At 49.0% G+C, this 1,587-nt stretch carries 1 protein-coding gene and 1 pseudogene; both read left to right on the top strand.

Annotation, left to right across the window (positions count from 1 at the left end):
• Positions 1-920, top strand: a 920-nt coding sequence (locus R7070_RS24860; protein ID WP_318141356.1) for a methyl-accepting chemotaxis protein, incomplete at its 5' end; no start/stop codon positions are given.
• A 108-nt stretch (positions 921-1,028) separates the two neighbouring features.
• Positions 1,029-1,587: pseudogene (locus tag R7070_RS24855) on the top strand (bifunctional glutamine synthetase adenylyltransferase/deadenyltransferase); the annotation flags it as partial.

Below are 1,587 nucleotides of genomic sequence, written 5' to 3'. Positions count from 1 at the left end.
CGTTTGGTATGGACTGTAAAGATGAATACGGAGATGTGGCACGAGAGCTAGAGAAAACGCGTCGCCAACTGCATGACGTGATTCAAATGCAAATCAACGCCTCAGACGAGCTAGCGACACTGACGGAAGTGATGACGCTGAGCATGTCAGAAACTAAAGAGTCGGCGCAGGAAGAGTTCAACGAGATTGACCAACTGGCGACGGCCATGAGCGAGATGTCATCGACCGTACAAACGGTGGCTGATCATGCTCAAACAGCTTCTTCTTTGACGGAACAGGCGTCCACGCAAGCCGTAACGGGTCAACAGTTCTTGCAAAGCACAGTGGCGAAAATGAGCGAGCTATCTTCAGATATTGCTTCTTCTGCGCAAGCCGTAAACCAAGTCGAAGAGCGTGTTGAGTCGATTGGTAGCGTAGTGGGTACGATTCAAGGCATCTCTGAGCAAACCAACTTGCTTGCTTTGAATGCGGCGATTGAAGCGGCGCGTGCTGGTGAAGCAGGGCGTGGTTTTGCTGTGGTGGCGGACGAAGTTCGTAACCTTGCGCAGCGCACGCAACAAGCGACGGTGGAAATTCAAGAAATGATCACTCAGCTACAGGCCAGCGCGACTTCTGCGGTTGATTTGATGGAGAAAAGTGTTGTCGAAGCGGCTGAAGGCGTGGAACTGGTTTCTAACGCGGGTAGTGAGCTTGATGGCATCGTTGCTCAAGTAACACAAATCAACGACATGAACTTCCAAATAGCCACCGCTTCAGGACAACAAAGCAGTGTAGCGGAAGAAATGAGCCAGAACTTGACGAACGTTCGTGAGCTGGTTGAAGCATCGGTCGTGGTGGTCACAGAGTTACTGGAAACCTCTGAAATGATGCAAAGTAACGCCGAAGAGCTAGATAAGAAGATTAAGTCATTTAGCGTATAAAGCGAATTGGATTTGATAAAACGCCCACAAACCTTTTGTGGGCGTTTTTATTTGCTTTAAGTCTGGTATAAAGAATGAATCACCGTGCTTTTCACACAAGGAAGAAACATGCAGCTGCCTTCGTCACTGGTCTCTGTCGCCGAATCTGCCGTTCAAAATGCCCAAGAAGCGGGTTACCTTCAATCATGGCCAAATGAGGTCGTAGAGCAGTTTCATTACGTCTCGGCGTTGAGCCAATTTATTACGGAAACCATTCACCGTGACGAGGCTCTCGCGCAGCAGTTACCAACGATGTTAAGTGAGCCTAGCCGACACCAAGCTTATCGCACCCGTCTGGCCGCTTTATTGGCAGAATGCCCAGATGAAATGTCTGGTCATCGCGTTCTGCGTCAGTTCCGAAATCGAGAAATGGTCTACATCGCGTGGAAAGACTTCTTACATGCTTGGACACTTGAAGAGTCATTACGTCATTTGTCCCAAGTGGCAGAGGCGATGATCTTTGAGACATACCAATGGCAATACAAAATTTGCTGCGCAGAATGGGGAACGCCAACAAATGCAGAGGGGGAAGCTCAACCGATGTTGATCATTGGGATGGGCAAGCTAGGTGGCGGCGAACTGAATTTCTCTTCCGATATCGACCTGATTTTTACTTACCCTGAAAACG

The sequence above is a fragment of the Vibrio sp. 1557 genome, assembly GCF_033340175.1.
Classification (GTDB): Bacteria; Pseudomonadota; Gammaproteobacteria; order Enterobacterales; family Vibrionaceae; genus Vibrio; species Vibrio alginolyticus.
The sequence above is the reverse complement of the archived record's forward strand: the minus strand, read 5'-3'. Positions and strand labels throughout refer to the sequence as shown.